The organism is Photorhabdus bodei (assembly GCF_003287735.1).
Lineage (GTDB): Bacteria > Pseudomonadota > Gammaproteobacteria > Enterobacterales > Enterobacteriaceae > Photorhabdus > Photorhabdus kayaii.
Genome location: NZ_NSCM01000002.1, coordinates 145,962 through 172,956, shown reverse-complemented (window position 1 = coordinate 172,956; position 26,995 = coordinate 145,962). Strand labels below are relative to the sequence as shown.

26 protein-coding genes and 1 pseudogene are annotated in these 26,995 nt (G+C 42.4%); 5 read left to right on the top strand and 22 right to left on the bottom strand.

Annotated features, from left to right (window positions below; all coding sequences use genetic code 11):
- Nucleotides 1-45 precede the first annotated feature (45 nt).
- The 10 genes and pseudogenes from CKY02_RS02695 to CKY02_RS23465 form a co-directional block, all read right to left on the bottom strand.
- Nucleotides 46-1,461, bottom strand: coding sequence for a tail fiber assembly protein (locus CKY02_RS02695; RefSeq protein ID WP_112894129.1), 1,416 nt, complete (start codon nt 1,459-1,461; stop codon nt 46-48).
- Nucleotides 1,462-1,930: 469 nt separating this feature from the next.
- On the bottom strand, nt 1,931-2,764 hold the full coding sequence (locus CKY02_RS25465; protein ID WP_238399028.1) for a gp53-like domain-containing protein: 834 nt from the start codon (nt 2,762-2,764) through the stop codon (nt 1,931-1,933).
- A 1,084-nt stretch (nt 2,765-3,848) separates the two neighbouring features.
- On the bottom strand, nt 3,849-4,871 hold the full coding sequence (locus CKY02_RS25460; RefSeq protein WP_238399027.1) for a hypothetical protein: 1,023 nt from the start codon (nt 4,869-4,871) through the stop codon (nt 3,849-3,851).
- A gap of 241 nt (nt 4,872-5,112) precedes the next feature.
- On the bottom strand, nt 5,113-5,751 hold the full coding sequence (locus CKY02_RS02680) for a hypothetical protein (RefSeq protein ID WP_112878655.1): 639 nt from the start codon (nt 5,749-5,751) through the stop codon (nt 5,113-5,115).
- A gap of 818 nt (nt 5,752-6,569) precedes the next feature.
- Nucleotides 6,570-7,127 (bottom strand): cob(I)yrinic acid a,c-diamide adenosyltransferase, encoded by a 558-nt coding sequence (cobO, locus tag CKY02_RS02670; RefSeq protein WP_112894128.1) that lies wholly within the window; start codon nt 7,125-7,127, stop codon nt 6,570-6,572.
- A gap of 69 nt (nt 7,128-7,196) precedes the next feature.
- Nucleotides 7,197-7,826 (bottom strand): annotated as a pseudogene (locus CKY02_RS02665) (NAD(P)-dependent oxidoreductase); the annotation flags it as partial.
- A gap of 19 nt (nt 7,827-7,845) precedes the next feature.
- Nucleotides 7,846-8,706 carry a GHMP family kinase ATP-binding protein gene (locus tag CKY02_RS02660; protein ID WP_146747384.1) on the bottom strand — a complete coding sequence of 287 codons (861 nt, stop codon included), beginning with the start codon at nt 8,704-8,706 and terminating at the stop codon, nt 7,846-7,848.
- Nucleotides 8,699-9,772 carry a threonine-phosphate decarboxylase CobD gene (gene cobD / locus CKY02_RS02655; RefSeq protein ID WP_112894126.1) on the bottom strand — a complete coding sequence of 358 codons (1,074 nt, stop codon included), beginning with the start codon at nt 9,770-9,772 and terminating at the stop codon, nt 8,699-8,701. The genes CKY02_RS02660 and cobD overlap by 8 nt, the downstream gene beginning before the upstream one ends.
- Before the next feature lie 31 nt (nt 9,773-9,803).
- Nucleotides 9,804-10,586 (bottom strand): uroporphyrinogen-III C-methyltransferase, encoded by a 783-nt coding sequence (cobA, locus tag CKY02_RS02650; RefSeq protein ID WP_112878671.1) that lies wholly within the window; start codon nt 10,584-10,586, stop codon nt 9,804-9,806.
- Nucleotides 10,579-10,902 (bottom strand): hypothetical protein, encoded by a 324-nt coding sequence (locus tag CKY02_RS23465; protein ID WP_146747383.1) that lies wholly within the window; start codon nt 10,900-10,902, stop codon nt 10,579-10,581. Before CKY02_RS23465 ends, cobA begins: the two co-directional genes overlap by 8 nt.
- A 124-nt stretch (nt 10,903-11,026) precedes the next feature.
- Between CKY02_RS23465 and eutA the strand changes: the two genes are divergently transcribed.
- Genes eutA through eutC form a run of 3 tightly spaced genes read left to right on the top strand, consistent with a single transcriptional unit; the run spans nt 11,027 to nt 14,690 of the window.
- A complete protein-coding gene (gene eutA, locus CKY02_RS02640) occupies nt 11,027-12,439 on the top strand; it encodes an ethanolamine ammonia-lyase reactivating factor EutA (protein ID WP_112894124.1) in 1,413 nt (470 codons plus the stop codon).
- A 12-nt stretch (nt 12,440-12,451) separates the two neighbouring features.
- Nucleotides 12,452-13,813: an ethanolamine ammonia-lyase subunit EutB gene (locus CKY02_RS02635; protein WP_112894123.1), complete on the top strand. Its 1,362-nt coding sequence runs from the start codon at nt 12,452-12,454 to the stop codon at nt 13,811-13,813.
- 22 nt (nt 13,814-13,835) lie between these two features.
- Nucleotides 13,836-14,690: an ethanolamine ammonia-lyase subunit EutC gene (gene eutC, locus CKY02_RS02630; protein WP_112878648.1), complete on the top strand. Its 855-nt coding sequence runs from the start codon at nt 13,836-13,838 to the stop codon at nt 14,688-14,690.
- Nucleotides 14,691-14,780: 90 nt separating this feature from the next.
- Here the strand turns inward: eutC and CKY02_RS02625 are convergent, their stop codons facing one another.
- The 7 genes from CKY02_RS02625 to CKY02_RS02580 form a co-directional block, all read right to left on the bottom strand.
- Nucleotides 14,781-15,431, bottom strand: a complete 651-nt coding sequence (locus CKY02_RS02625) for a hypothetical protein (RefSeq protein WP_112894122.1) — start codon at nt 15,429-15,431, stop codon at nt 14,781-14,783.
- 1,694 nt (nt 15,432-17,125) lie between these two features.
- Nucleotides 17,126-17,428, bottom strand: a complete 303-nt coding sequence (locus CKY02_RS26170; protein WP_275658196.1) for a DUF4225 domain-containing protein — start codon at nt 17,426-17,428, stop codon at nt 17,126-17,128.
- Between the two features lie 17 nt (nt 17,429-17,445).
- On the bottom strand, nt 17,446-18,081 hold the full coding sequence (locus CKY02_RS26165; protein ID WP_112894118.1) for a DUF4225 domain-containing protein: 636 nt from the start codon (nt 18,079-18,081) through the stop codon (nt 17,446-17,448).
- A gap of 7 nt (nt 18,082-18,088) precedes the next feature.
- Nucleotides 18,089-18,568, bottom strand: a complete 480-nt coding sequence (locus tag CKY02_RS02595) for an Hcp family type VI secretion system effector (RefSeq protein WP_011147197.1) — start codon at nt 18,566-18,568, stop codon at nt 18,089-18,091.
- 525 nt (nt 18,569-19,093) lie between these two features.
- Nucleotides 19,094-19,408: a hypothetical protein gene (locus CKY02_RS02590; RefSeq protein WP_112894117.1), complete on the bottom strand. Its 315-nt coding sequence runs from the start codon at nt 19,406-19,408 to the stop codon at nt 19,094-19,096.
- 234 nt (nt 19,409-19,642) lie between these two features.
- Nucleotides 19,643-20,692 carry a nicotinate-nucleotide--dimethylbenzimidazole phosphoribosyltransferase gene (gene cobT / locus CKY02_RS02585; RefSeq protein WP_112894116.1) on the bottom strand — a complete coding sequence of 350 codons (1,050 nt, stop codon included), beginning with the start codon at nt 20,690-20,692 and terminating at the stop codon, nt 19,643-19,645.
- Between the two features lie 4 nt (nt 20,693-20,696).
- Nucleotides 20,697-21,314 (bottom strand): adenosylcobalamin/alpha-ribazole phosphatase, encoded by a 618-nt coding sequence (locus CKY02_RS02580; protein WP_112894115.1) that lies wholly within the window; start codon nt 21,312-21,314, stop codon nt 20,697-20,699.
- Between the two features lie 377 nt (nt 21,315-21,691).
- Between CKY02_RS02580 and CKY02_RS02575 the strand changes: the two genes are divergently transcribed.
- Both CKY02_RS02575 and CKY02_RS02570 read left to right on the top strand, forming a co-directional pair.
- Nucleotides 21,692-21,988: a type II toxin-antitoxin system RelE/ParE family toxin gene (locus CKY02_RS02575; RefSeq protein ID WP_112894114.1), complete on the top strand. Its 297-nt coding sequence runs from the start codon at nt 21,692-21,694 to the stop codon at nt 21,986-21,988.
- A gap of 9 nt (nt 21,989-21,997) precedes the next feature.
- On the top strand, nt 21,998-22,303 hold the full coding sequence (locus CKY02_RS02570; protein ID WP_112894113.1) for a HigA family addiction module antitoxin: 306 nt from the start codon (nt 21,998-22,000) through the stop codon (nt 22,301-22,303).
- A 43-nt stretch (nt 22,304-22,346) separates the two neighbouring features.
- Here the strand turns inward: CKY02_RS02570 and cobS are convergent, their stop codons facing one another.
- The 5 genes from cobS to cbiK form a co-directional block, all read right to left on the bottom strand.
- The gene (gene cobS / locus CKY02_RS02565; protein ID WP_112894112.1) at nt 22,347-23,093 is read right to left on the bottom strand and encodes an adenosylcobinamide-GDP ribazoletransferase; all 747 of its coding nucleotides are present in this window, start codon (nt 23,091-23,093) and stop codon (nt 22,347-22,349) included.
- Entirely contained in the window at nt 23,090-23,635 is a 546-nt protein-coding gene (cobU, locus tag CKY02_RS02560; RefSeq protein ID WP_112894111.1) for a bifunctional adenosylcobinamide kinase/adenosylcobinamide-phosphate guanylyltransferase, read from the bottom strand. Before cobU ends, cobS begins: the two co-directional genes overlap by 4 nt.
- On the bottom strand, nt 23,632-25,170 hold the full coding sequence (locus tag CKY02_RS02555; RefSeq protein WP_112894223.1) for a cobyric acid synthase: 1,539 nt from the start codon (nt 25,168-25,170) through the stop codon (nt 23,632-23,634). The genes cobU and CKY02_RS02555 overlap by 4 nt, the downstream gene beginning before the upstream one ends.
- 312 nt (nt 25,171-25,482) lie before the next feature.
- Nucleotides 25,483-26,196 carry a cobalt-factor II C(20)-methyltransferase gene (locus tag CKY02_RS02550; RefSeq protein ID WP_112894110.1) on the bottom strand — a complete coding sequence of 238 codons (714 nt, stop codon included), beginning with the start codon at nt 26,194-26,196 and terminating at the stop codon, nt 25,483-25,485.
- On the bottom strand, nt 26,196-26,990 hold the full coding sequence (gene cbiK, locus CKY02_RS02545; protein ID WP_112894109.1) for a sirohydrochlorin cobaltochelatase: 795 nt from the start codon (nt 26,988-26,990) through the stop codon (nt 26,196-26,198). Before cbiK ends, CKY02_RS02550 begins: the two co-directional genes overlap by 1 nt.
- Nucleotides 26,991-26,995 lie beyond the last annotated feature (5 nt).

The window sequence follows — 26,995 nt, the reverse complement described above, 5'->3', positions numbered from 1 at the left end:
TCATTCCACAATCCTACATAATCTGTTTATTCAGATCATTTTTCATTATTTCGGCTGATCCGGCCATTCAACATCAGGAGCCAATGAAATGTCAACTTTGCTCAACATTACTCTATATTTCTTCCATTCCAGTAGAACTGCTTTTTCTGCTTCGGAAGCAACGTCCAAATCAACAGCGTCTTGTAGTGGAGCGATAAGATTATTAATTTTAGTCAATAATTGAGACTTATCATGTTCTGCTTGCTGTATTAACTCCTCTTTGGTTGCAGCATAAATACTATCAGATCCTACTGCCGTACTCTCCCCAACAACCTTGTCAGAAGGTTTATTCAACGAGTTATATTCTTGCGCCCAAGGCGTCCACGGATTATCGTGAAATTGGCTACGCGTATATACCCGGCTACTGTTATAAACAAAATAACGTTGAATAACGCCTGCCGCTTTCAACACAATAAGCGAACCAGAAAGCGCTTCAGGGTAATTAACGCCATTTTTAGCATGAGCATTATAATCCTGATAATAAATTCCTGGTGTTTTACAGTGATCTAAATTTACATTATCACCTAAACTAATTGCCTGCCCATTCAAAATATCCTGAGAAGTAATAGTGACATCCGTAACTAAAGATTTTCCATTCACCCTGCGAATTCCCGCAATATATCGAGAATCAGATTCTATTTTTGTATATGCACCAATCTCATCAGCGGTCGGTTTATTCAGCGTATTATATTCTCTAGTCCAAGGTGTCCACGGATTATCATGAAACTGACTACGTGTATATACTCGACTACTATTATAGACAAAATAACGTTGAACGGTCCCTGCCGATTTCAATACAACAAGGGCGCCGGCGAGGAATTCAGGATAATTAAGACCATTTTTGGCATGAGCATCATACTCTTGATGATAAATTCCCGGTGTTTTATAGCTATTTAAATCTGCCTTATCACCTAAACTAATCGCCTGCCCACCCAAAATATCCTGAGAAGTAATAGTGATATCCTCAGACAATGATTTTCCATTAATTTTTCGGTTATTGGATACCTTAGCATTAATACTTTCACGCAATGAATTTACTATTTCCTGAGCAAGCTTTTGCGTAACAGCTAATGTGTCACTATCGCCCAGCACATTAGTAAGCTGAACAACGCCCTTTTGTGCTAATGAGGCATTTGGAACTTCTGTTGTGATTTTTTGTTTTAAAGCCTTATTTAATTGCTCGGTAAGTTTAGCTACATCACCATCATCCAGAACATCACCGCCAGATTGTGTCGCAATAAAATTAGCCACGATAGATGCGATTGTTGACGATTGACGTAATACTTTGTTTAGCAGATTACTAGTAATATTATCTGGTGGAAACCCAACCTGCAAATTCTGATCTTTCTCATATTTCTCTTGACTCACTACATTAGCATTATTACTAATAGAAAAAGCCTTAAAATCATTTTTAGTACTCATATACACCCCTTAGATTAAATAGCATCATCTATACCCGTCATCTTTCAAGTTGCCTCTTTGTTGGCTTCGCTCACTCACCCCGGTCACATGGTTATCCATGCTCCCGGGGATTCGCGCCCTTGCCGTCGCGATCCATCTTGAAATCCATAGGGTATATAATCAATATATTGAATTATTATTAAAGTAATCATTCATAATTTAAAGCAGCCATAGTTTAATTCATAAAAATAATAATAAAACGTTCTTCTAACTTAGAAGAATAATTATTTTTATATCATTAGTGGTAAGAAAAAACCCCAACAACTTTCATCTGTAAATATATTCAAGTCATTCATATTCAATATATAAATTATTTCAACCCGTCATTACTTATTTTTATATTTCAACTTCAGAACAAATAAAACCACAGTATAAATGGCCTGTTTATTCAGGCCATTTCCGTTATTTTGGCTGTTCCGGCCATTCGATATTAGTACCCAATAGCCATCCAATGGACCCAACGTGACCGGAAATCAGTGTTTAGCGCACCAATAGTTGTTGCTGTAAAAGATACCTGCGTAATATCACCCACTTCAACAAAACAACGATGCCCGATCGAAGATAAAGATTTTCTTTTACCATCAGTTGTCGCAACCACAGTTGTACACGCATTAGGAAAACTAATAGGGAAATTCACCAGATAATCACCATCACCCTGTAAAATACCCCACTGACAGATTATTCCTGTATCACCACATTTCCACCAGCCATTTGCAGATTTTAAGGCTGTATTTTTATTACCATATCGAGCATCACATTCAGATTTAGTATAACTCCCCACATCCCCAGCATTCAGGCTAATATCATTCGACAGTACTTTCCCATTCACCTTACGACTATTAGGTACTCTGGTATTAATATCTCCACGTAATGAATTTACTATTTCCTGAGCAAGTTTTTGTGTCACTGCCAATATGTCACTATCACCAATGACATCAGTAAGCTGAACAACGCCTGATAGGGTTAATGAAGCACTGGGAATTTCTGTTGTGATTTTTTGTTTTAATGCCTTATTTAATTGCTCAGCAAGTTTAGCTACATCACCATTATCCATAACATCATCGCCAGATTGTGTCGCAATGAAATTAGCTACAACAGATGATATAGTTGACGATTGACGCAATACCTTATTTAATATGTGCGGGGTCATAGAAGATGGTGGAAAACCAGTTTGCAATTCCAGACTCTCTTCATATCCTTTCTGACTTATAACATTAGCATTACTATCTGTAGAAAAAGCTTTAAAATCATTCTTAGGACTCATATGTCCTCCTTGAGTTAAATAACATCATTTTATAATTAACATATTAAATTATTGTAAGGATGATCTATCAAAACTCATATCAGTTAAAGTCTAGTTCAAAAAACAATAATAGAATTTTATTTTCAATTAAAGTATTGACTATTTTTTCATGATTGGTAGTAATAAATAACGCAATATTTAAAAAATACTCTTCCTAGATTCCTATGATTTTTTCTGATAATGCTTATTAAATTAATTAACTAAAGAAATAAGAATGACTTATTATATCGTAGAGATATTTTTAACATGCCAGTAAGCTCATTTTTTACTTTTTGCCTAATCTTTTATTGGATAAAAATACTCGCTAATCTTTGGAGAAAACCCAAAATACAAGATTGTTTATAGCGTATAACACAGGTGAATGAAAATAAAGATTCGCTCACTTTACCACCTAAAACATTGATGCAAAATTATTTTAATCTTTAAAATAATTTTTAAAAACTGCTTGTACTCTGAAGTTTTTCTGATTAAAATCACAGCCACAATTTAGATTTTCGTGAAACAAATTACATTTTATCAATAAAGAGAGTTCATCATGAAATCTGTTACATCTTTCATATCAAGTGTTCATCGTGTTGTTGTCTATTTGTCAACACCTTGCTTTCTGTAAGTCTGCTTTTTAACCGATGCGTGTAAGGCCAGTTTCCAAGCTGGCTTTTATGTGCAGGACTTAACCCCCAGCCAAATTAAATAAGTTTTCATAATTATGCTCCACTTCCAACCAGCCCTTGTGTACCAAGACATACAGCCTTTTCATCCAAGTGGTCCGTAGAATCAATGAGATAGGCTACAGAACCAATATTGTTCAAAAAGAAAACAAAAGGCATAGGTGTATCGGTATTATGGAAAGCTATTTAACCGGCTAATCCATTTTTTTATTTCCTGATTTCGTTTCAGCATTCTGATAATGGTTGATGGACTTCAGTGCATTTTCCTTTGGAAAAGGAAAGATGTTAAGGTAATAGCAACCCACCTTCCCTCCTGAAAATGCACTTATTAGTTTCGCCGAATCCATTTGTTATTAATAATCCAATGCGTTAAAAATTCACTTCTTCAACAAAGCAACTTCATCCGCATTTTTCTGGCACAACAGAGTAAGATGAGTAATAGAACGGGTAAGATTATCTATAGTACTCTCCAGCTTTTTAATATCCATTTCCAGTTGCTTATTTTTTATATCCAATGCATTCATTCTTGCCAATTCAGCATATAATTGCTGGCCATTCACCGCCTCCGTACTGTTCTTGGAAATATCCCCGGCAGCAACATTCACAATCTTACGTTGATTACCCGGTCTTCCTACAGAAACAACATTCGATTTGCTGGCAACAGAATTTGCGCCTAATGCAATACCCCCGCTTGCTGTTACAGAGGCGTTTTGACCAATCGCAATTCCCTGAGACGCACTAATACTCACCTTTTGCCCCACGATAATAGAAGACGGAGAGCTGGATTTAGAGTCTGATCCTAATACAATACCCCTACTTCCTGTTACAGAAGAGTTTTGACCAATCACAATTGCCTGAGACCCACTGGCAGAAACCTTTTGCCCCAGAGCAATAGAAGACGAGCCGCTGGATACAGAACTGTCTCCTAATGCAACGCTAGCACTTCCTGTCGCAGAGGAATTTTGACTAATTGCGACTGCCTGATTCCCCCTGGCAATCGCTTTTCCCCCCAGAGCAATAGAAGCTGAACCACTGGATATAGAGCCTGATCCCACTGCAACACTCGAACTTCCTGTTGACGTGGAGTTTTGACTAATCGCTACTGCCTGAGTCCCACTAGCAACAACCTTTTGCCCTAGGGCAATAGAAGCTGAACCACTGGATACAGAATCAGCGCCAATCGCAATGGGCCATTTGACTTTATCATTCTTATTCTCTTTCTCTTCTCTACCCGCCAGTTGATTTTGCCCAATAGCAATAGCACCCTCACTAATTGATTTAGAAATTAGTGGTGAAGCACCAATCGCTATAGCGTATATTGCTGGTGCTTCTGCATTCCCAACAACAACGGAATCTTTACCAACTTTTTGATCAGTTATATTCATATCCTCTGTAGACATATATACCTCTTAATTCAGGAATTAAATTATTATCACTTGGTATTTTTCATCAAGAATAATCCAATAATACATTTACCTAAGAAAATGAAGTTAGTATGTTAAATCGAGCAGGAAAATTATTCTATTATTCACTGAGACATATCCCATAAATCATTATCAAACAATAATCCTACCACCAAATAATTCATCATATATTCTCAGCCTTATAGCCAAGAATATATGAAATAACAACCAACAGACATTAATAATTCAATGCATCGAGAAGCCGTTTCTTCAATGATGCAACATCATCCACGCTATTCTGAACCAACAGAGTAAGATTAGCTATATCACTTTCCAGAGATTGGATCTTCTCTTCCAATTCCTTATTCTTTGCATCTAATAATATGTCAATCCTTGCCGATTCAGCATATAACTGCTGACCATTAACCGCCTCATTACTGTGATTTGAAATCTCCCCGGCCGCAACATGTATAATTTTACGTTCATGGCCGGTTTTTCCTACAGAAACAACATTCGGTTTATTAGCAATAGAATCTGCGCCTAATGCAATGCTCCCTTTTTCTGTTGCAGAGGAGTGTTGACCAATCGCCACGGCCTGAGCCGCACTAGCAGTCACCTTTTGTCCCAAAGCGATAGAAGCCAGGCCGTTGGATACAGAATCAGCACCAATCGCAATAGGCCAAACGACTTTCGCATCACCTTGTTTACCCGCAATTTGATTTTGCCCAATCGCAATAGCCGCTTCACTGATTGTTTTAGAATTTCGGGGTGAAGCACCAATTGCGATAGAATGTACTGCTGGCGCTTCCGCATGTCCAAGTACAACTGAATCCTTGCCAGTTGTTTGTTCAGCTACATTGGTATTTTCAATAGACATATTAAACCTCTTAATTTATAAATTAAATAACCATGCGTTGTTTGAAACTTAATAAAATGTGCAACAGAATGTGATATGGATTACGTGAACGCATTTCACATATCAAAACTTAAATTAACGTTATACTTATTCCACCGACAATATTAGATATAAATTCCAACTTGTAAATAAATTAAAATTATTGGATAGTGGAATACATTGCATGGAATTTATTTCATGTATTATCAAGCTTTATAGAATATATATACCCTATGGATTTCAAGATGCATCGCGGCGGCAAGGGAGCGAATCCCCGGGAGCATAGATAACTATGTGACCGGGGTGAGTGAGTGCAGCCAACAAAGAGGCAACTTGAAAGATGACGGGTATATTCTATAAAGTTCATCATAACCAATTAACTAATCACCACAATATTAATTGATTTTTATATATTTAATCTAAGTAAACACAGAAGAAAATTTCATTGTTGATTTTAAATTATTTAAAAAAATAATTATCCAGTATATGTTCAACACTATAAAAATATAATCGCATTTGGTTAATTATAATTTTAATAATAAATACTCTCAATGAAAATTTTTACCACTGATGATTTCGCAGTCTTCATGGATGATAATTCACTAACCAAAGAAATTCCCAATAAGCTGTTGAAAGTTTATAATCTATTGGTCAAAAATTTTCTTAATATCAATGGCAGAGCGTTTTCACAAATCTGGCACAATATCAAATATAACTATGAAAAAAATTAACGTACTGGTTAAACAAGATAAAAACGTGAATCACTCTTTATCTGATGTGATAACTGTAAAACGCATAATTTAAGTGAAAGCATGTCTTACAGATCGCATTTCACTAACCGTATCAGCCAGTTCAATTAATTCAGCAGGGTAATCTTGTCCGGTAATAATCACTGTCTGATTAATTGGCCGTCCGTTTAATGCCTTAATAATTTCATCAAGTAATAGATAACCGTTATTTATCGCGCAAGCCAATTCACTCAGCACTACCAATGATAATTCAGGATCACGCATCATGCGCAACGCATGCTGCCAAACCTCAGTACAAGCGGCAATATCCTTAGCACGACTTTGCATTTCTCCAGTCAAGTTCATTGATATTAGTTGAAATTCTACCCCATGCGGCTGCAACAAAACACGCTCACCGGCTGACCATTCATCCCTAATAAATTGGATAACGCCAGCCTTTAATCCATGACCCAATGCTCGTGTAACCGTTCCCATTGCTGCGGTGGTTCTCCCCCTGCCATTACCGGTATAGATAATGGCAATTCCCCGGTTTTCCTGAGCGGCTGCAACTTGTGCCATAAATCTCTCTTTTTGCCGCTGTTTTCTCTGTTTATATCGCTCCTCACTCATTTGTCCGGCTCCAATATATTAGTCAGTCACAGAACAACTGTTTGTTTTGTTTGTATTCGCTTGAGATGACTCAGAGAATAATGTTTCTACCACCCGATCAACTTGTTGACGATCTTGACTGACCAACGATTGCATTAATCGCTCATTAGTGAAAAACCGCTCCCAAAAGTGACGACGTGCCGCCAAATGATGAAAATGTCGTTTTACCCGCTGGCGAAGTGTTCCACCGTAAGCGGCCAGACGACCAAGATGCATCGGTAGCAGCCGTTCGAGTTTTTCACGCCATAATCTGACTAATACCGGCGCATTCCCCCCGGAGGAGATAGCTATCACCAAGGGTGAGCGATCAATCACTGACGGTGTGATAAAACTGGCTTGCTGTGGCTCATCCACCACATTACAAAAAATGCGGCGCTCCGTCGCACAATCACACACATAGCCATTCACCGCCGCATCATTAGTAGCAGCAATAACCAGCCAACAATGTTCAAGCCAGTGAGGCTCAAACTCACCGCGAATGAGTGTCACTTGGCCGTTATCCCCCCATATCTCAAATTGCGGGGTAAATTCCCGTGCGTTAACTAATAGATGTGCGCCAGCATCTAATAACAGACGCGCTTTACGCTCGGCTACCTGACCTCCTCCAACCAGCAGACAGGTTTTATCCCGGATCTGACAAAACATCGGCAAATAATCCAACATAAGTCTCCTCCTACAGTTAACGCACACCACCCGGTATCATGGTCAGCAAGTGCTGACGAGGATAAAAACGAATTATGTCCTTCTGTTTCAGCCACCAGCATAGGTACTCAACATCATGATGGTGGCGATCACACAATAACCCGACGACACTGCCACTATGAGCAACATTCAACCCATAGATCCCACTCCGCTCCACCAATTCCAACAAACTGTCAAACGCCGGTTTTACCAACAACTTTTGACTGGCCAGTGCACTGAGCGTCGTGGCTTCTCCCAACCGCCAGTAATTCCGAGTCGTCACAGCCTGACAAAATAGTTTCCAAGCATGCTCTAGCACTGCGGCATTTTCCAATAATACCGGATGGCGATCTAAACGGTGATAATCAGCCGTGATCAGGGTTTCCGGGCTTTCCAATAACAAAATGTCTATAGATGGCTGCCAGTCACAAGCAATTTGAGTGGTACCTGTTTGATGATCGAACAAGGTAAGCCGGCTGAACAACGTGCTATCCGTAGGCTCAAGCTGTACGCAAAAGCTAGCCAGTGTCGTTTCATCAAGTGTTTTCCCCAAATAACGCGCCGTCGCCAGCGCTGTAGCGGCAATATCAGCGGTACTACTTGCCAGCCCTTTTGCCATCGGGATCGTGGAAGTCAAGGCGATCCGTAAACCTCGCGCCATCTCCACCGACAAACCAAAATACGCCAGGACAGTTTTCATCACTTGGCGCATACGGGGACGTTCATCTTTTCCCGGCACGCCATCTGTAACAGACACCTCGCTGAACCAATTCACCGGACAAGAGATCAATTTCTCACCACCAAGAATCCACCCTTGGATAAGTTCACCACACGATGCAGGACAACGCGCTTCAGCCATAACCGAATACCTGACGTAACGCCGATACCAGACGGCGATTATCATGCTCGCCCTTGATGGCGACCCGATAATGAGCCGCGTTCAAGCCCGGATAATTAGCACAATGGCGAATTAATATTCTCTGTTTCAGCAATACTTGTTGAAGATCGATTTCTGGGCGCAGGCAACGCAGGAAGATATAATTTGCCGCGGGAGGCCAAACACGTAATGCCGGTAATGCAGCCAATGCCTGATAAAGCCAACGTTGTTGCTCAGCTAACCAGCGGTGTGTTGCTTGAATGTAAGCGTTATCATTAAGAACAATTTCACCAGCCAACGCCGCGAAAGCATTAATGGTCCACGGCTCCCGCCAGCGCTTCATTGCCCGAATCCCCGTTACATCACTGCTAACCAGATAACCAAGACGCAACCCCGGAATAGCAAAAAATTTCGTTAGTGAACGCAGAATATAAAGACGAGGAAAATGCGCTATCTGAGGAATAAATCCAGCAATATCCGGGAGAAAATCGATAAACGCCTCATCAACAATCAACGCAATATTATGCTGACGACAACGTTCAAATATCGCCTGCAATAGCACAGCATCTGGCATCAACCCCGTCGGATTGTTCGGTGTCGCAAGAAACAAACAGTCAGGCCGATGGCGCTCTAATGCCATCAACAAGCGTTCATCAGGTTGATAGCTATCAGCTTCACTCATCACATACTCATCAATCTGACAAGCCACTCGCTGCAAGGCGCGTCGATATTCAGCAAATCCCGGTATCAACAACATGGCTCGGCGCGGCTTAAGATAATTCACCACAGCATAAATCAATTCAGTAGCACCATTACCCGCCATCAGGTTTTCGACAGTGCAATGATGAGCCTGCGCTAACGCTGCATGTAACCGGCGATATTCTGTATCAGGATAGTACTCTGCGCATTGCAATTGGTCGATAATGGCCGTTTTCAGGGATTCCGGCATTCCTAACGGATTGATATTCGCGCTGAAATCAATCATCTCTTCGACTGTAACACCGATTTTCAGCGCCATTTCCAGCACATTACCGCCATGTTCGCTCATCAAATAGTATCCCCAAATGTTAAACAGAGAATCAGAGTGCCATCAGTGATGGAACAGAAGACAACAATAGATGATCCCGGCTAAAAGCCAGTGTTTCCCGCAAACGCACCACATCACCAATCACAATCAATGCTGGTGCAGTCAATCCCTGAGCGGCTACCCGCTGAGCCAAAGTGAGCAGGGTTGCGCTGGCAACCTGCTGTTGCTGATGGCTAGCATACATCACAACCGCCGCCGGCGTTGTCGGCGCTTTACCGCCTGCGATCAATTGCTCACAGATACTCGCCAGTTGAGTCATTCCCATTAAGATCACCAACGTACCTTCCAGCTTTGCCAGCGTCGCCCAATCCTGTGATTCATTTCCCTGACGCAAATGGCCGGTAATAACATGAAAACCTGATGCATAATCACGATGGGTGACCGGGATCCCGGCACAAGCCAGACCACCAATGGATGAACTGATGCCCGGTACCACTTCAAAAGGGATTTTCGCCAGTGCCAAAGCTTCCGCTTCTTCACCACCACGGCCAAACACATAGGGATCTCCCCCTTTCAGCCGGACGACATTTAACCCTTGTTGCGCACACTCTACCAAGATTTGATTAATTTGCCGTTGCGGCACTGGGTGATAGTTCGGCGTTTTGCCGACATTAATCATTTTGCAATCATCAGGTGCTTCGGATAACAGCTCCGGGCTGACTAATCGATCATACACCAGCGCCTCAGCCTGACGGATACAGTGTAATCCTCTGACAGTAATTAGCGCCGCATCGCCGGGACCGGCACCGACCAACCAAACTTTTCCGCTATTCATCATTTTTCTCACCCCGTAACGAAAGTCTGTTGGAAGATATATAACCGATAGCCAGCAACGCGATCTGGTGTAAGATCAATAATTCTTCATTTTTGTTAATGTATTGATGATAACCCTCTGTCCTGACATCCTGGAGCCTTATCTGCTTGTTTCTCTTAGCAACTTCGCCCTGTATCTTGTATCTATACCCTATGGGTTTCAAGATGCATCCCGGCGGCAAGGGAAAGAATCCCCGGGAGCATAGATAACGATGTGACCGGGGTGAGTGAGTGCGGCCAACAAAGAGGAAACTTGAAAGATGACGGGTATACGCCATTTTTATTATAACCCCTAATATTTTTGTGACTACAGTTGACTTTTCGACCAAATTGCCGATATTTAATACTGGTTAATAAAAAAAAATGCCAACATACGCCTTATTGCAGACAAGAGGCGTAGCGATGGAAGCCAAGGAGTTATTTAGTGTCGGTATTGACATCGGCACCACCACCACACAAGTGATCTTTTCGCGTCTGTCACTGGTGAACCGTGCAGCGGTATCACAAGTGCCACGCTACGAGTTTGTTAGCCGCGAGATTATCTGGCAAAGCCCGGTGTTATTTACCCCCGTAGACTTCGCCGGACAATTACGTGAAGACGAACTGTTCAGTCTGATCCAAGCACAATATCAAGCCGCAAACATCGATCCGAAAAGTGTCGATTCCGGTGCAGTGATCATTACCGGTGAAACCGCGAAAACATGCAATGCACGCCCTGCAATTATGACGCTGGCACAAAAATTAGGGGATTTTGTTGTCGCAACAGCGGGACCCCATTTGGAATCGGTGATTGCCGGTTTGGGCTCCGGCGCTCAAGCTCTTTCACAGCAGAAAATGACCAGAGTGCTCAATATTGACATCGGCGGCGGTACAGCCAACTACGCGCTATTCGATGCCGGGCGGCTTATCGCCTCCGCTTGCTTAAATGTCGGCGGCCGCTTATTGGAGACCGATCTTCAAGGGAACGTTTTACGGGCACATCCGCCCGGAGCACTCATCGTTGATTCACTGTTTGGCGAAAACACAGATATTCAACATCTGACAGCCACGCAATTACAGCAAATTGCCATGCGGATGTCGCAATTGTTGTGGGAAGTCGTCACCGGGCAACTCACACCTCTGGCGCAACAATTACTGATGACCGAGCCACTGCCAAACTGTGATCAACTCTACGCCGTCACCCTCTCCGGCGGGGTAGGAGAATGTTATCGTGAAACATCGGATCATGACCTATTCCGTTTTCACGATTTAGGGCCATTGCTGGCACAAGCTATCCATCGTGATAATGATTTCGCCAAACTGCCGCTGCAAATGCCAAAACAAACCGTACGCGCTACCGTCATTGGTGCCGGCGCTCATACATTATCGTTATCCGGCAGCACTATCTGGCTCGATGCACTATCGCTACCACTGCGCAATATTCCCGTCGTCCATCCTGACACAGAAGCCACTGAGTCACTGGCAGAAGCCTGGCAACATGCACTCACACAAATGGATCTGAATGCCGAGCAGGATCTATATGCATTGGCCCTACCCGACGCCTTGCCGGTGAATTATGCCGCCGTGCAGACATGCATTACCGCTTTACAGAACTTTGCCAGACGCTATCCCTCTTCTCACCCGCTGCTCATCGTTGCAGGTCAAGACTTTGGTAAGGCATTGGGTATGCTGTTACATCCTCTGATGGGAGAACGGCCGCTGGCGGTTATTGATGAAGTTATCACCCGCACCGGGGATTATATCGACATTGGCACGCCACTATTTAATGGCACTGTGGTTCCCGTCACTATCAAATCACTGGCTTTTCCTTCCTGAGAGAGCGTAAACATGAAATTGAAAACTCAGCTTTTTGGTAAGACCTATCAGTTTAAAGATGTCAAACAGGTGCTGGCAATGGCTAACGAATTACGTTCCGGGGATGTGCTAGCCGGGGTGGCTGCCGAAAGTTCCCAACAACGCGTAGCGGCTAAACATATCCTCTCGGAAATGACGATTGCGGATATTCGCATGAATCCGATCATTCCTTATGAAGAAGATTGCGTGACTCGCATTATTCAGGATGACATTAATGAAATTGCCTACGCCCGCATAAAAAACTGGAGCATTGGTGAACTGCGTGAATACATACTAAGCGATGATACCAGCGTGGATGATATCGCCTTTTTGCGTAAAGGAATCAGCTCCGAAGTCGTTGCCGCCGTGGCAAAAATCAGCTCCAATGCGGACCTGATCTATGGCGCGAAAAAAATGCCCGTGATCAAAAAAGCCAACACCACCATTGGGACGCCGGGAACGTTCAGCGCCCGGCTGCAACCTAACGATACCCGCGACGATGTACAAAGCATTCTGGCCCAGATTTACGAAGGGCTATCATTTGGCGTGGGTGATGCAGTCATCGGCGTCAACCCGGTAACCGACGATGTAGAAAACCTCACCCGTGTACTAGATACCCTCTATGAGGTAATCGATAAATTCTCCATCCCAACACAGGGCTGTGTCTTAGCCCATGTCACGACCCAGATAGAAGCCATTAAGCGTGGTGCACCGGGTGGTTTGATTTTCCAAAGTATTTGCGGCAGTGAAAAAGGGCTAAAAGAGTTTGGCGTAGAATTGGCTATGTTAGATGAAGCCCGTGCCGTTGGCGCGGAATATTGCCGTCTTGCTGGCGATAACTGCCTCTATCTTGAAACCGGACAAGGCTCTGCTCTCTCCGCTGGTGCTCACTTTGGCGCTGATCAAGTGACGATGGAGGCACGAAACTACGGTTTGGCGCGCCACTATGACCCATTTCTGGTCAATACCGTTGTCGGTTTCATCGGGCCAGAATACCTCTACAATGATCGCCAGATTATCCGTGCCGGATTAGAAGATCACTTTATGGGAAAACTCAGCGGCGTTTCAATGGGATGTGACTGCTGCTATACCAACCACGCAGACTCTGATCAAAACCAGAATGAAAACCTGATGATCCTGCTGGCAACAGCAGGATGTAATTTCATCATGGGAATGCCGCTCGGTGATGACATTATGCTCAATTACCAGACATCCGCTTTCCACGATACCGCCACTATCCGCCATCTGCTCAATCTGCGCCCGTCACCGGAGTTTGAACGCTGGCTGGAACAGATGGGGCTGATGGCAAATGGCCGCTTAACATCACGTGCGGGCGATGCATCGTTCTTTTTCTGATTCTTTGCTGAGATAAATCATCATGAACCAAAAAACAATTGAAGAGAATGTAAGCGAGCGGGTATCTAACCTGAAACCCCATGCATCCCCTGAAATCACTAACGAAACTGAAAGCTGTACGCCGGATTTAGGCTCCTTAGAAGCCAAACAATGGATCGGTGTCCAAAACCCGAACCGGATAGAAGTATTACAGGAATTACGCCGCAGCACTGTGGCGAGAGTCGGTACCGGCCGCAGCGGCCCACGCCCACGTACTCAGGCATTACTGCGTTTTCAGGCTGATCACTCCCGTTCTAAGGATACGGTGTTAAAAGAAGTCCCGGTTGAATGGATAGAAAAACAAGGATTGCTAGAAGTGCAATCTCAAGTCAGCGACAAAAATCTCTATCTGACTCGCCCGGATTTAGGGCGAAAACTCAGTGCGAATGCGGTAGAAACTTTACTGACACAGTGTAAAACAGCGCCCGATGTACAAGTTGTTATCTCCGATGGCCTGTCTACCGATGCCATTATCACCAACTACGAAGATCTTGTACCACCCCTGCTAAAAGGGTTGGAACAAACAGGAATGTGCATCGGCACACCGTTTTTTGTGCGCTATGGTCGCGTCAAAATCGAAGATCAAATTGGCGAGTTACTCAAAGCTAAAGTGGTTGTTTTACTGATTGGAGAACGCCCCGGATTAGGGCAATCGGAAAGTCTCTCCTGCTATGCCGTTTACCAACCGACTGTAGAAAAAACGGTTGAAGCTGACCGCACTTGTATCTCTAATATTCATCATGGCGGCACGCCACCAATCGAAGCTGCGGCAATTATTGTCGATTTAGCTAAAAACATGCTGGAACAGCAAGCTTCCGGCATTGCTCTTAGTCGTTGATGGAAGGGTATATACCCCTTTTACCTCGTTAAGAAAATCATCAATATAAAGATAAAAAATAGGATGGCAGGCCAGAACCTGCCCCCTGATTTATTCATCATAGCCCAACAATAAATGCGATATAACTTCAAGTTCTACATTTTGAACATAGTTACTTATGTTGGTGAATACAATTTTATAGTAATTAATAATATTAGGAGGTGATGCAAGTATTTCAGTCTTACCGGGGGAAATATCAACATAGCTATACATATTATAATTCCCAAGTGGACCAGCCCAAAAATTTACAGCCCTAATATATGCCACGCTATTGTTTTTTATAATTGCGTCAGCGAAATCAGTGGGGAGTATTGCATTACCCTTACTATAAAATTCAAATGGCTCGTTAGAGTTCATATATACCTTTTTTGATGGCATTCCATATTTGTTCCACAAAGGGTCCATTACAAATTCAATTTCTGCATTTTCGGTATTGCTAAGATTGGAGACTACAATTTTATAGCGGTAAAAAAGGTTCTTTGGTCCTACGAATATTTTAAGTTCGCCAGGATAAACATCAACATGACTATACTGCTGATAATCTCCAATCAAACCAGCCCAATAATTGATAGCCCTAATTGGTACCATACTCTTGTTTTTTATAATTGCCGTTGGGGCAACACTTGGCATTACAATCTCGCTATTACTATAAATCTCAACGGTTCCAAGAGGAGCTATAGATATAGTTTTTTTCAATGTCATTATTCTTTCCCTCATTATTTATGTTATTTAGTAATATATATAACCGGTAGTTTTACTTGTAAAATTTAACTTAACACTTTCCACAAATAGTTAAATGTTGAAATTTGTCAGCACAGTGAAAAAATACAGCCAACGAATTCATTATATATAATTTATCATTCATCATGTAATAAATAATAACCGAAATCAGATACTGTTTTTTCCGCTTTATTTATTATGATAACACTTTTTTCTCTCATTTCTATTACAATGGCAGTACCATACTACTGAGTACAACAAATTTTCTAAAAACAGATCTAAAGAAAGCATTTATTAGGTATAATAATATAATAATTATGTTATACTAATTCATTATATCAACAAAATATTATGAGATTGAATAGATGGATTTGGAAAAATTAAGAAAATTAACACTCAGTAGTGGATTCACATTTAAAGAACTTCTTATGCTGCAAAGAACCTTTAAAAATCTTGACGATGATGAAAGAAGATATGTAATAAAGTATTATACAAAAAGCGATAACATTTACAACGTTATAATAGTGCTTGCTGAAGATGCCGGCGATCCCGTGTTGTTTTTTTCTCTCATGTATGTAGGTTGCATAATAATGGAGATTTTCCTCTATGACGAAAATTCAATATCCTATTTATCATTAATATCGATCATTTATATCATTTTAACAATAATATGCATATGCTATAAATCTTTTTATCACCGCTATCGTTATAATTTTTTCACATGCATAAAATTAGTTATTTTATATATTCGTTTAAAAATAAAATAAAACTTCAAACAGTTATAAAGAATAAGTATTTTACGGTAAGCAATTTATAGAGTTAGAAAAATGAGTTTAATTGATTTAAGAAAATTAATATTAAATAGTGGATTCACCCTAAAAGAATTGCTTAGGATAAAGAGAAACTTTATTATCCTACACAAAGATGATCCTGATATTTATGATAAATATCAAAGCAAAACAGATTGTTTTTGTCAGTATCTATTACTTATAGCTGACGAAATAGCCATACCTTTAATATATTTAACCACAATTTATTTATGATATTAGGTATGTTTTTCAGTGATATGGCATATGGAGTGCCATTAATGTTTTCAATTTACTTATTCTTTGCGATCTCTGCTTTTATTTATTACAGATTCTCCGTTAGCTGTAATTTAATTACAGGTTCAAAATTGTTAATTTTCTATATTCGTTTTAAAATAAAAAACAAATTAAATCGTTGAAACAATGAATTAAATATGATAAAAATAACCATATAATCAAATAAATAGAGCCAAAAAAAATGAACCTAACCGACTTAAGAAAATTAATATTAAATAGTGGATTCACCTTAAAAGAATTACTTAAGATAAAGCGAAACTTTATTATATTATATAAAGACGAACCTGATATTTATGATAAATACCAGAGCAAAACAGATTGTTTTTGTCGTTATCTGTTACTTATAGGTGAAGAAATCGCCATACCATTGATATATTCAACACTAATTAACTTATTTATAATATCAGGAATGTTTTTCAGTGGAAAAGCATATGGAATTCCATTGATGTTTTTTGTTTACTTATCAATAACGATATCAGCTTTATTCTATTTCAGCTACTCCGTTAACTGTAATTTCATAACAGGATTAAAATTAGCAACATGCTATATTCACTTTAAAATAAAAAATAAATTTCAATCATCATGAAGTTTATTTATGTCATCTATCAAAAGTTTGACTTTATATCCACTACTTAACACTTGAATGGTTAACATAGGCTTTGGTGTTAGCTGCCATTTTCTGGCAAGATCCGAATTAATATATCTGAACAATTTCCCTGTCCCCGGCTTGACAGAATAGCCTCCTGATATATTATTCTTAGATTTAACCGGTTTAAGCTTGAGCATTCCATACGTTCCATATAAACTTACCGCGAAATCGAATGAACTATACCTGTCATCCTTCAAGTTGCCTCTTTGTTGGCTGCACTCACTCACCCCGGTCTCATAGTTATCTATGCTCCCGGGGATTCGCTCCCTTGCCGCCGCGATGCATCTTGAAATCCATAAGGTATATAAGCAACATCAGCTACATCATCACCATAACCTAAAGCATGAGAGATGTGTCTATATCCCTCCCTAACCCAGCCTATATCTTGATTTTCATAAAGAATCGGACTAATAGATTCATAAAAGTTATTAGCTCCATGAGCAGCCAAAACAACACCTATTGATTGAACTGTCCTAGATTTTACAATTCTCCCTGAATTAATTACAGCAAAACCAGAAACCGCTTGAACAATACCAGCAACAACCCCACCGCCTATTTTTGCGTATTTAACTACGCCCTGATCTTCAAATATATCGGTTACAATATATTTGGTATAATCCTTACGCCTTAAAGCCTGATATTCTTTTTCCGTTATTTCATATTCATCTTTTACTGCATAAACCAATCTCTTTTTTTCATTTACATCAAATGTATTTTTAAATTCACGTGTTTTTATATTAACAAAGTCATCAACCTCTTTTAAATATGACATTCTCAATTGGCTATCTTCTATAAAAAAGCTAGCAGCCAAGTGTGCTTTACGCTTCAATGACGAAGCGTAATTATTTAAATCATAAGAAAGATGAGATATCCCTTTCATAAAATCCTCAGTAAACGTTGTCTTCCCATATGCTATATGCACTGGTGCCGGACATAATATGTTCCCACGTTATTGATTTATACATCAAAGATAAACTCTCCTGTGGCTGACATTCATTATGCGTAGATGAGTTTGGATAAAAGCCATTCAATGCACAGATATATGCACCAGTGAGTTTTATTTTATAATAGAGCTCTAAACCACCTTTAGTGGATGTTCTATAAAAATAAAAAATACATTGTAGCGATTCTTTATTCGTTATAGCCAATCCCAGCAGAGGAGAAGATTTATCTATTGGCTTTCTTATCTCAACCGGCTGATGGTTAACATGTTGACCTCTGGTTATATTGGAAGTCAATTCATAAACAAATATATGGTCTTCATGACCAAGCTGACATGTGTTACCAATAGAATCAACCGTTGAACATCCTTGTGATATCAAACCTTGCTTATCACCCTTAATTTCCAAATAGATTATATTCGCCATAGAAAACCATCAATTAGTCAATATTCAAAAACATGAATATACCCGTCATCTTTCAAGTTGCTTCTTTGTTGGCTGCACTCACTCACCCCGGTCACATAGTTATCTATGCGCCCGGGGATTCGCTCCCTTGCCGCCGCGATGCATCTTGAAATCCATAGGGTATATATATTATCTTGAGAAGAAATATAATATAGATATTGGGTTCATTGTCAAAGAATGTGATAAACCGCATAATAAGAAAAATTCAGATAATCATTTTGTGTTAGGAATAGAATTCAATTACTGTAAATATTCTACTTAAATCAACCTTGAAACCCAAAACAACTACGTATGATGAAAGTCATTGGCAAGAAAATATTACGAGATATATTTACCTGAAATGCTTAAAGTTATTATTCAAGAATAAACAAATCAAAAATAGCGAAATTTAGTATCAACTAAAATAGAGGATGGCAGGTTAAAACCTGCCTCCTGCTTAGTTTGGTAAATAGTGAAACTCTTAAAATATGGTCCATGAAAGTTCAACTACCAATTCCAAAACTGCGATGTAACTTCAATTTCCGTGTTGTAAATAGGATTAAGATTGGTTACTATAATTTTATAGAAATAAACAGCGTTAACAGGTGCGAGAAGCGTTTTCGTCTCACCGGGGTAAACATCAATATAGTTATATTGATTATAATCTCCAATCGGAGGAGCCCAGTAATTTATCACCCTAATGGATGCCGGGCCATTGTTTTTTATAATTGCCTCAGGATAGCTATTGGGAAATATTATATTTCCGTGCTTAAAGATTTCAAAAGATTGATTAGGGTTTATATATATAATTTTCGATGACATTTTATTTCTTCCTTATTATAGCTGTTATTTGTCGGCATATAGGCATATATAACAAGTGATTTTACCTATGAAATTTAACTTAACACTTTCCATGAACAGTTAAATATTGAAATTTATCAGTGAAGTAAAGGAAATACGATATACGAATTCATCGTATACGAGATCTCACTCAACAGAACGGAGGAGTTTCATATTTGCCAGCAATCAATATGGGTTATTAAATTACCCTGATAATTAACACGGCAACACAATATTACTTTCAGCGAGTAGTCCCATATTGTTATACATAGCGCAAGCCGCATCCACCAGATGCATCGCCAACGCAGCGCCACTCCCCTCCCCTAAACGCATGTCCAAATGCAAATAAGGCTCTAATTGCAGGTGTTGCAACGCAATAATTGAGCCTTTCTCTGCCGATAAATGCGAAGGAATTAGGTAATGACGCACATCGGGTACAATTCTGCAAGCGGCCAACGCCGCCGCATAAGAAGGAAAACCATCCAGAATCACTGGCAGCCCGACAGAGGCAGCACCAAGCATTACGCCCGCCATACCCACCAAATCATAACCACCAACCTTTGCCAATACATCGATGCTATCTCTGGCATCAGGCCGATTGATTTCAATCGCTTGTCGCACAACCGCCACTTTATGATGCAGGCGTTCACTTGGGAAGTTAGCCCCAATGCCGACAATCTGTTGTGGATCGTTGTCCGTAAAGACGCTGACCACAGCCGCCGCCGGCGTAGTATTCGCCATACCCAATTCGCCCACACCAAACAGTTGCACGCCATTTGTAATCTGTTCCAGCGTTAAACATGCGCTTGCCAATAACAAATCTTCGGCTTGCTGGCGGCTCATTGCCGGCCCTTGAGCAATGTTGCCACTGCCACGCTCCACCTTCATGTTCACTAATCCCGGCACAGGATCACTGTCAATGCCCACATCCACAACTTTTACATCAGCACCCGCATTTTCCGCCAACACGCAAACACCGGTAATCCCTTTCATCATATTCTGTGCATGAATAGCCGTTGCTGATTTGGGCGATATGGTCACGCCTTCGTCATAAACCCCATGATCAGCGACCATCACAATAATCTGCTTACGATCAATATGATGACCCGATAATCCCCGCATGCCGGCAAGCTGAATCGCCAGATGTTCCAAACGTCCGAAACTGCCTGTTGGTTTAACCAGCCCATTCAATCGAGTAGCAGTACGCGCCATCGCAACGTTATCCAACGGCACAATCGCATTAATGATCGATGAAAGTGTTTGCATGATGTTATTTCCGTGTCTCAAGCTGCCAGTCAGTCCGGTTATTAAATGTTCGCAAGGTAGTAAATCCATGTTGGATTTCCACGACACTGTATGTTCCTTGTTCAAAATGAAAGTGCCACATAGCAGCAGGCGGCATAGCCAGCAAACGCGCCAGCAACAAGCCCAATACCCCCTGATGAGCGACTAATAACAGATTATGCTGACTTTCTTGTATCAGCAGATGCTGAACCACATTTTCTATCCGGGCCGCAAATGCCGGAAAGGTTTCCCCTCCGGTCGGTGCTGCCTGTTGCCAATCCGCTAACCAAGCAGCCCAAGCTTCGGCGTCTTCATGTTGCAAATCGCGGTGATGGCGCATTTCCCATACGCCAAAATGCATCTCATTGAGTTGCGTATCAATGGTAGCTGACAGCGAATGACCGGCCAGAATAATCTCCGCAGTATGACGCGCCCGCCGTAACGCGCTGCTTATCGCTTGCGAAAATGTCACTGACGATAGATAGCGGGCAACTTGCCGAGCCTGATTGATCCCCGTTTCAGTCAACGCCACATCCGTCATACCACAGAAAACACCACTCAGATTCGCTTCCGTCTGACCGTGCCGAACCAGAAATAGTCGCATTGTTGTTACTCTACCTCAGATGTGTTTTAGAGCTGTTAATTCAAACTCGTTTTTTTAGATTGATAGGTGACAACCACTCCGACTCCCCTCCAAGGGAAAAAACTTATTTGAGAATGTTTTTTAACCGGCCAAACATTGCTTCTATAGGATAACGTTTTCTCAGAATGCCCTATCCTAATAGCGATAGCACCTTTTTCATCAGGTGAGCATAAAACGCTGCGAGCTATGTCACTGCTCATTCGCACAGATAAAGTATTTCTGTTTTACAATTCCAGCGTATCATATGTTTTTTAGGGGCATTTTGTTCCTTTTTGGTTTCACTACGCTTCCATTTTGGGTACAATTCTTTTATCAAGAGTGAACTAGAGGAAAGGCCAATGATTGGTAGTTTTAGGGATGGAAAAACAGGCTCATTGGCAAAGTTCTACTTTGACAACATTCGAGGAGGAGACATACCCGCTACTATCATAAATCCTTTACGTAGAAAGCTTTCTCTTCTGGAGGCCTCCACTACAGAGAAATCACTGTTTTCTCCTCGTAGTAATAACTATGAGCGCCTTTCAGGAAACTTAGATGGATGGTCTAGCATTCGTGTATCTATTCAATGGAGGCTCATTTTTCGCTGGCGTGATGGCCATGCTTATGATCTTTATCTTGATCCGCACAAATACTAAGGAAGCTTTATGGATACCAAAACAGCAGAACCTACCACTGTAGGTGAAATGTTGACTGAAGAGTTTTTGAAACCGTTGAAAATAACTCAACAACAGTTGGCGAATGCGATGGGTGTTTCTCGCAAGGTTATTGGCCAAATTGTGAATAATTCCCGTCGCCTATCCGTTGCAGAAGCCACACAATTGGCCGGTTTATTTGAAACGGATGAGGATTTTTGGATTAACCTTCAAGCAGCTCATGATCGCTGGGAAAGTCGCCAGATTTCCGCCCGTAAGCAATATGCACCTATTACTGTTATTCTTTCAGCCAGCTAACACTTAGCGAGAATAGGGGTTGGGTATTTTGCTAAGCAATTACTCACAATAGCGCCAGTAAAAACACCAACTCCCCGACTTCCACTGATGCACCAAGGGTATCACCGGTCTGACCGCCTAAACGGCGGTGCAGATACATTGCCAGCAACCCGATAACCAACAGCGTAATCGCCAATGCCAACACACCAGGCCACCGCATCAGTAGAGCAATCAATATTGCCCCACCTAACAATGTCAATAGTGTCTGATAACCGTTAACCCGACCGATATAGAGATTCCCCAAGCCGCTCCCTTCACGAGCACAACGCTGGCGGTACATTAACAAGATAATCGCACTCCTGCCGGCGACAGACGCGGCAGTCAAAGCCATTAGCATAGAAGCGCCACGCAGAGATAATTCGCTCACTACCAGCACTTTCGCCAAAATAAGCAAGATCAACGCCAACCCGCCATTTGTTCCCAAACGGCTATCACGCATAATCTCTAGCATCCTTTCCCGCTTACGGGCAGAAAATACGCCATCACAGGTATCCGCTAAACCATCAAGATGAAGAGCCCCGGTTAACAACGCCAGCGCTAATACGTAACCCAGCGCCGCCAAAGGCACGCCACTCCAGGGAGCCAGCAAGGTAAAAACCGGCGCTGCAAGCATACCAACAATCAATCCAACCAATGGGAAACTCGCTATGCCACGCACGTACTGATCGATTTCTAATCCCTGTGTCCAGCGCGATGGTACTGGAATGCGGGTCATAAATTGTAAGGTGGCAAGAAACAGACGCAGGCTCATTTAACTTTTACCTCAATCCCCGATATCATCAGAAATACTTCACTGGCAGCCGCCGCCAGCCGCTGGTTAACCCTTCCAGCAATGTCGCGGAAATGGCGGGCCAGACGGTTCTCCGGCACAATGCCCATTCCCAGTTCATTAGTAACCAGATATATCGGGGAAGTCATGCAAGTACAAGCCGCTAACAGATCGCTAATTTGCTGCTGAATCCCCACCTCTAATACAGCAAAGTCCATTTGTTCAGGTGGCGTCTCTCCAGCTTGCTCAAATAATAGGTTGGTAATTAAGGTGGTGATACATTCCAAGATAACCGCTTCTCCCGGTCGGGTTTGCGTCGTGATAACTGCACCGAGATCGCGATAGCCTTCCCATGTACGCCAATGAGCCGGCCGATTTTCGCGGTGCAGTTGTATACGTTCAGCCATTTCACTGTCTGTCACTACGGCAGTCGCAATATACAATACCTGTTCACTCGCTTGTGTCACCAGCCTCTCTGCCAGCGCACTTTTACCACTTCTAGCTCCCCCAGTGATTAAGATCACGGAGCCGAACCTTGTCGATGGGTTTTCATACACTGATAAATCCGTTCTATATCCAGATGTTCACGCATGGCTTTCGCCAGGAGGTCAAACTGCGTCTGTTTGTAGTGAGTATAATCCAATGTTTCCCCTTGATAAGCCGCTAATCCTTTACGCCGACGCAAAGCATTAAGCAGCGCACGGGTAAAATTAGCGCTATCAAATAAGCCATGAATATAACTGCCCATCACATTGCCCTCTCGATTAACCGCACCATCACACCAACCACCAGATTGGCCGTTACGCTCGGTAATACAGGCAAACGGGGTTGCATCCGCTCCCAGTAATGAACTGCCCATATGAATTTCATAACCGCGAATAGGTTGCTCAATGCAATCTGACAACAAGCCCGGCAATGCCAACAAGCAACGACCCTTTATTCTGGTTGTCACTTTTTCATGGGCAAAGCGAGTTTCCATATCCAGCAATCCAAGACCATCCATCTGTTCAATACCCGACTCCACCCCATCAATGATCCGTTTCCCCAGCATTTGATAACCACCGCAGATACCGATAACAGGAACACCAGCCTGATGTGCCGTTAACAAGGCATCCGCTAACCCGTTCTGTCTCAGCCATTGCAAATCTCCCAATGTGTTTTTGCTACCGGGCAAGATAATCAGATCCGACGGCTGCAACGCTGATGGTTGAGTCACATAACGCAAGCGAACATCCGGTTGCACCGCCAGCGCGTTAAAGTCAGTAAAATTAGCAATATGAGGCAAACGAATCACCGCAATATCCAGCGCCTTTTCTGTTGCGCCATCATATTTGCCCGTTTGTAGCGCTACGCCGTCTTCATCTTCCAGATCAATATTCAACCAAGGCATGACACCCAATACAGGCACTCCAGTTAAAGCTTCAATCTGTTCAATACCCGGCTGGAGCAGGCTGACATCACCTCGGAATTTATTGATGATCACCCCTTTTACCCGCGCTTTCTCCTCCGGGCGTAACAGTGCCAATGTGCCATAAATGGCCGCAAATACGCCGCCGCGATCAATATCCGCTACCAGCAACACAGGGGCATCCACCATCTCCGCCATTCCCATGTTAACAATATCTCGATCTCGCAAGTTAATCTCCGCCGGACTGCCAGCCCCTTCCAGCACAATGACGTCATATTCACGAGCCAGACTGTGAAAAACTTCACAAATTTGCTGCTGTAAACTGGGCTTGTACTGGTGATACTCCACCGCATTCATGCTACAGGCCACTTTTCCCATTAACACCACTTGCGCCTTACGCTCGCTGGTGGGTTTAAGCAATACCGGGTTCATCCGTACATCAGGTTCGATACCCGCCGCCTCTGCCTGAAAAATCTGCGCCCTGCCCATCTCTTCACCGTTACTAGTGATACCAGAATTCAACGCCATATTCTGTGATTTAAACGGCGCACAGCGATAACCATCCTGAACAAAGATACGGCACAATCCTGCAACCAGTACACTTTTCCCAACATCGGATGCTGTACCCTGCAACATTAAAGACAAGCCCATCATGCTATCTCCTTTATATTGGTGTAGCAGAGCAAAAAGCGGCTCCTCAGTTTTATACCCGTCATCTTTCAAGTTGCCTCTTTGTTGGCTGCGCTCGCTCACCCCGGTCACATAGTTATCTATGCTCCCGGGGATTCACTCCCTTGCCGCCGCGATCCATCTTGAAATTTATAGGGTATATACCGCAGCGCTCTTAGTTCGCAATCACCCCTTATCTGATGGAAAGGGTTGACCCGGCGAAAATGTATCCAATTAGTCAATATTCGCCGCCATTGCCAACCCAATGAATATTTTTTGCTGCCATACCAGCACTTATTTCTCAGTATGCCACTGTTTATTCACCAGAATGGTGGAGAAATAAGGTAATTTTTGATCGGCGTCTATCTGATCCAAACGGCGCCAGCACTGTTCACTTGGTAATGTAGCATCCGCCATCAATAAAGCATGTTCAAACAAATTCAGGCGCGCCAACAACGCACTCACGGTGGTAAAACGGTTATAAACTTTCATCAGCACCACGCAATCATGCGTTTGCAGTGCCTGCTCCAGCTCGGCTTCCGGCGCAGTACAAGACATTATCGCCATTGATTGCTGTTCCATCGCCAGTGGTAATACGGTACGCGCGGCAATCGCAGCAAAAGAGGTAACGCCAGGGACAATTTCCAGCCACTCTTGCCGACCAATTCGCGCCAGCAAAAAGACCCAAGTACTGAACAACATGGCATCACCCAACGTGATAAAACCCACTTGCCGCCCTTGTGCGACTTCATCTTGTAACTGTTGCGCGACTTCATCCCATACCGCCTGTTTCTCTTCGCCATTACTGTTCATCGGAAAATGGCAGGTGCGAATTTCCGTGTGAGGTAGCAGGTATTCACGCACGATGGAGAGCGCCAGACTATCTCCTCCTTTACGCCCGGCAGGGGCATAAAGCACATCAAGGCCAGCGAGTATTCGCGCTGCACGCACGGTCACCAAGTCACTCGCTCCCGGACCAACGCCTATAGCATAAAGTTTTCCATTCATCACACCACCTCCCGCTGATCTGCCTGTAATGCGTCTGTCAAGTGTTGAACGAACATCTGGCGAATTAATGGATTTTCACCTAATCCCTGTAACCAAGATTGCGTTTTGATTCCAACCGCTTCCAATTGAGAACGCCACGAATCCGGCTCATCCGATGCCATATCGTTAATCGCATGATCGCCAGCCACCATCATTAATGGCATCAAATGTACTTTACGCACCGCCTGTCGCCGCAAGCGGATAATGATATTATCGATTTCCGGGTAGCTCTCCACCGCGCCAACCAATGCCGGGAAATTATGTGAATTCATCAGGTGATCAAGGCACGCGTAAGCAGAAAAGGCATGATGGGTTGCACCATGTCCCATAAACACCACCCGCTCATCCTCGGCTAATGGCGGCATCTGATTTTTCAGGGCAATAAGCAGTTGTTGATAATCGGCAAAACTGTTAAGCAGCGGTGTGCCTACTACTAATCGTTGGAAATGATCACTAAAGGTACGCACTTCACTGACAATCTTTTCATATTCATCACCGTTGATGACATGGAGGGATTGAATAGCCACATCCTGATACCCCTCATTGACCAAACGCTCCAACGCCTGATGTGGGTTATCCACCTGTAAACCATCACGTTTTTTTAATTTACGGATGATCATCTCTGAGGTGAATGCACGATATAGATCGCGATCACGGTAAGCTGCGGCCAATTGTTGTTCACAGACATCAATATTCTTTTGTCGGGTTTGATGATAGCTGGTACCAAAGCTGATGATTAATAATGCTTTTTTCATTTTAT

Coding starts and splice junctions, on each gene's coding strand:
- CKY02_RS23465 (WP_146747383.1), bottom strand. CDS start 10,902: ATGGCGTATACCCGTCATCTTTCAAGTTTCCTCTTTGTTGGCCGCACT.
- eutA (WP_112894124.1), top strand. CDS start 11,027: ATGGAAGCCAAGGAGTTATTTAGTGTCGGTATTGACATCGGCACCACC.
- CKY02_RS25460 (WP_238399027.1), bottom strand. CDS start 4,871: ATGTCTACAGAGGATATGAATATAACTGATCAAAAAGTTGGTAAAGAT.
- cobT (WP_112894116.1), bottom strand. CDS start 20,692: ATGCAAACACTTTCATCGATCATTAATGCGATTGTGCCGTTGGATAAC.
- CKY02_RS02595 (WP_011147197.1), bottom strand. CDS start 18,568: ATGGCGAATATAATCTATTTGGAAATTAAGGGTGATAAGCAAGGTTTG.
- CKY02_RS02575 (WP_112894114.1), top strand. CDS start 21,692: ATGATTGGTAGTTTTAGGGATGGAAAAACAGGCTCATTGGCAAAGTTC.
- CKY02_RS02680 (WP_112878655.1), bottom strand. CDS start 5,751: ATGTCTATTGAAAATACCAATGTAGCTGAACAAACAACTGGCAAGGAT.
- CKY02_RS02590 (WP_112894117.1), bottom strand. CDS start 19,408: ATGTCATCGAAAATTATATATATAAACCCTAATCAATCTTTTGAAATC.
- CKY02_RS02580 (WP_112894115.1), bottom strand. CDS start 21,314: ATGCGACTATTTCTGGTTCGGCACGGTCAGACGGAAGCGAATCTGAGT.
- CKY02_RS02660 (WP_146747384.1), bottom strand. CDS start 8,706: ATGGCTGAAGCGCGTTGTCCTGCATCGTGTGGTGAACTTATCCAAGGG.
- CKY02_RS02695 (WP_112894129.1), bottom strand. CDS start 1,461: ATGAGTACTAAAAATGATTTTAAGGCTTTTTCTATTAGTAATAATGCT.
- CKY02_RS02570 (WP_112894113.1), top strand. CDS start 21,998: ATGGATACCAAAACAGCAGAACCTACCACTGTAGGTGAAATGTTGACT.
- CKY02_RS02555 (WP_112894223.1), bottom strand. CDS start 25,170: ATGGGCTTGTCTTTAATGTTGCAGGGTACAGCATCCGATGTTGGGAAA.
- CKY02_RS02550 (WP_112894110.1), bottom strand. CDS start 26,196: ATGAATGGAAAACTTTATGCTATAGGCGTTGGTCCGGGAGCGAGTGAC.
- CKY02_RS02625 (WP_112894122.1), bottom strand. CDS start 15,431: ATGACATTGAAAAAAACTATATCTATAGCTCCTCTTGGAACCGTTGAG.
- CKY02_RS25465 (WP_238399028.1), bottom strand. CDS start 2,764: ATGAGTCCTAAGAATGATTTTAAAGCTTTTTCTACAGATAGTAATGCT.
- cobO (WP_112894128.1), bottom strand. CDS start 7,127: ATGAGTGAGGAGCGATATAAACAGAGAAAACAGCGGCAAAAAGAGAGA.
- cbiK (WP_112894109.1), bottom strand. CDS start 26,990: ATGAAAAAAGCATTATTAATCATCAGCTTTGGTACCAGCTATCATCAA.
- cobD (WP_112894126.1), bottom strand. CDS start 9,772: ATGAGCGAACATGGCGGTAATGTGCTGGAAATGGCGCTGAAAATCGGT.
- CKY02_RS02635 (WP_112894123.1), top strand. CDS start 12,452: ATGAAATTGAAAACTCAGCTTTTTGGTAAGACCTATCAGTTTAAAGAT.
- cobS (WP_112894112.1), bottom strand. CDS start 23,093: ATGAGCCTGCGTCTGTTTCTTGCCACCTTACAATTTATGACCCGCATT.
- cobA (WP_112878671.1), bottom strand. CDS start 10,586: ATGAATAGCGGAAAAGTTTGGTTGGTCGGTGCCGGTCCCGGCGATGCG.
- CKY02_RS26165 (WP_112894118.1), bottom strand. CDS start 18,081: ATGAAAGGGATATCTCATCTTTCTTATGATTTAAATAATTACGCTTCG.
- eutC (WP_112878648.1), top strand. CDS start 13,836: ATGAACCAAAAAACAATTGAAGAGAATGTAAGCGAGCGGGTATCTAAC.